The sequence below is a fragment of the Pseudolactococcus reticulitermitis genome, from assembly GCF_002260845.1.
Taxonomy (GTDB): domain Bacteria; phylum Bacillota; class Bacilli; order Lactobacillales; family Streptococcaceae; genus Pseudolactococcus; species Pseudolactococcus reticulitermitis.
This window is the reverse complement of the sequence record NZ_BEDT01000016.1, coordinates 1-2,170: the sequence shown is the minus strand read 5'-3', so window position 1 is coordinate 2,170 and position 2,170 is coordinate 1. Positions and strand designations below refer to the sequence as shown.

The 2,170-nt window shown below is 37.9% G+C and carries 4 protein-coding genes; all 4 read right to left on the bottom strand.

Annotation, left to right across the window (positions count from 1 at the left end; translation table 11 throughout):
- Nucleotides 1-880: phage portal protein (locus RsY01_RS10740; protein WP_094785526.1), on the bottom strand; the 880-nt coding region annotated here is incomplete at its 3' end.
- An 82-nt stretch (nt 881-962) separates the two neighbouring features.
- Nucleotides 963-1,286 (bottom strand): type II toxin-antitoxin system RelE/ParE family toxin, encoded by a 324-nt coding sequence (locus RsY01_RS10735; RefSeq protein WP_094785525.1) that lies wholly within the window; start codon nt 1,284-1,286, stop codon nt 963-965.
- Nucleotides 1,279-1,533, bottom strand: coding sequence for a type II toxin-antitoxin system prevent-host-death family antitoxin (locus tag RsY01_RS10730; protein WP_094785524.1), 255 nt, complete (start codon nt 1,531-1,533; stop codon nt 1,279-1,281). The genes RsY01_RS10735 and RsY01_RS10730 overlap by 8 nt, the downstream gene beginning before the upstream one ends.
- A 62-nt stretch (nt 1,534-1,595) precedes the next feature.
- On the bottom strand, nt 1,596-2,170 hold a 575-nt coding region (locus RsY01_RS10725), incomplete at its 5' end, for a terminase TerL endonuclease subunit (protein WP_238594985.1).

Sequence of the window (2,170 nt, the reverse complement as noted above, 5' to 3'; positions counted from 1 at the left end):
TTTCAAGATCACCAACCATATGCGGTGGCACTCTGAAAATCCGAGCAATTTCATTGATTTGAAATTTTCGTGTTTCTAAAAATTGAGCCTGTTCTGGCGAAATCGCAATCGGTGCATATTTCATTCCTTCTTCCAAAACAGCAACCTTATGCGCATTACTTGAGCCTCCAAAAGTCTGTTGCCAACTTTCACGGATACGGGTGGGATCTTTTAATGTCCCGGGATGTTCCAATACACCACTTGGTGCAGCCCCATTAGCGAAAAACTTCGCACCATATTCTTCACACGCAATCGCCATCCCTATCGCATTCTTTGCCATGGCAATTGGCGAATAACCTACCAAACCATCAAAACCAAGACCCGGGATATGAAGTACCTCAGATGAATTTAGTTTAACCTGATAACCTTTCATAACATCTCCAGTCGCAACAGTATAGATATAATAAAGCTCACCACTTTTATCTCTATCCACACTCATGCGATTGGGCATCAATGGATACAAGCCAATAACTTGTCCTTTACCATTTCGGATAATTTGAGCATAGGCATTGCCCCACAATAAAAGATGTGTCATTAATGTCTCTCGAAAAATAAAGGAAGTCATTTCTGAATTTGGCTCATCATGTAACAATAAATACAGGGGATGAGTCCTCGCTTTTTCTTTACTCGTCTCAGTCTGCTGATAAAGATGAAGTGGTAGACTTGCGACTGCCTCTGATAATATCCTGACACATGAATGAACAGCTGTCATCTGCATGGCTGATTGTTCAGTTACAGGCTTACCACTTGTTGTGCTGCCCATAAAAAAACGATAGCCACTACCAACAGTACTATCGTTTGGTTTATCTCTTGATTTGAATAAGCCTTTAAGTATTCCCAATTAATCTCGTGCCTTTCTACTTTTAGGTATCAGAAAAGCACCTATCAATTCGATAGATGCCTTATCTCTATAATCCTAAATATTATAACAATTTGAGTTTTACCAAATAATTCTCTTTGCCATGATAAACATGATAAACTCGAACTAATTTTTCTTTTTCAAAAACCTTATAAAAAATCAGATACTGTCCACTAACAAGGTAACGATAATCATTATCAACCGTTGTCTTATGACTTAATCTAGCGCCAATCCTAGGACTAGTACGCAAACGAGTTAAATCCTTATAAAGGGTCTCGAAAATCTCTTTTATGGTTGAATCATAGTAATTTGCTTTTGATAAGTAAACACTGATACGTTCCATATCTCGATCGAAGGCCTTACTTTTTTTGACTTGATATTCAATCACTGAATACACCTAGTTGATATTTTTTTGCAAACTCATCGATATCTTCCCCTTCGCCAAATTCTTGTTCAGCATGGTTCAATTCAGTTAACAACCAAATTTCAGCTTCTTTACGTTGCCATTCTTCAATATTGACCATGACAACTTTTCCTACACCATTTTTGGTTAGAACAACTGGCTCACCATCTTGAACCTCATCAATCACTTTGTTATAGTTTCTTAAAATTGTACTTGGTTGAATGATTTCCATTTTTCATCAACTCCTCTCGTTAAACAAATTATACCATTTTTTGCTGTAAATTTGCAACAAATCTAGAATACAAACAATCCCCTATCATCATAAACACTAGCGCCACCATCATTCCCACAACGAATCGCCCTATCAAGTGCCATGATAGTCGCAATCGCACCATCAATTTTTTCAGTGGATTTCTCCTTGTCAGCCTTGATATTTCCTGCTGGGTCTACCCTCACAAAAATATTATCCATATTCCAACGAAGTACTGGATGACCACTATGAGCCAATCTCTTCTCAAGTGTCAGTTTCATTAACTCTTTAGTTGGCGGACTCATATCTTTGAAACCTTGTCCGAAGGGTACAACAGTAAAGCCCATACCTTCCAAATTTTGAACCATTTGAACTGCTCCCCAACGGTCAAACGCGATCTCTCGAATATTGAATTTCAATCCCATTTCTTCTATAAATTTTTCAATGTAACCATAGTGTACCACGTTCCCTTCAGTCGTTTTCAGACTTCCGTCTTTCTCCCAAACATCATAAGGCACATGATCACGTTTTACTCGAAGGTCAAGTGTATCTTCTGGTATCCAAAAGTAAGGCAAGATACAAAATTTATCAGTTTCATCAAGAGGTGGAAATACTAGAA

Excerpts from the sequence above, each read along its gene's own strand:
- RsY01_RS10730 (WP_094785524.1), bottom strand. The coding sequence starts at position 1,533 with ATGGAAATCATTCAACCAAGTACAATTTTAAGAAACTATAACAAAGTG.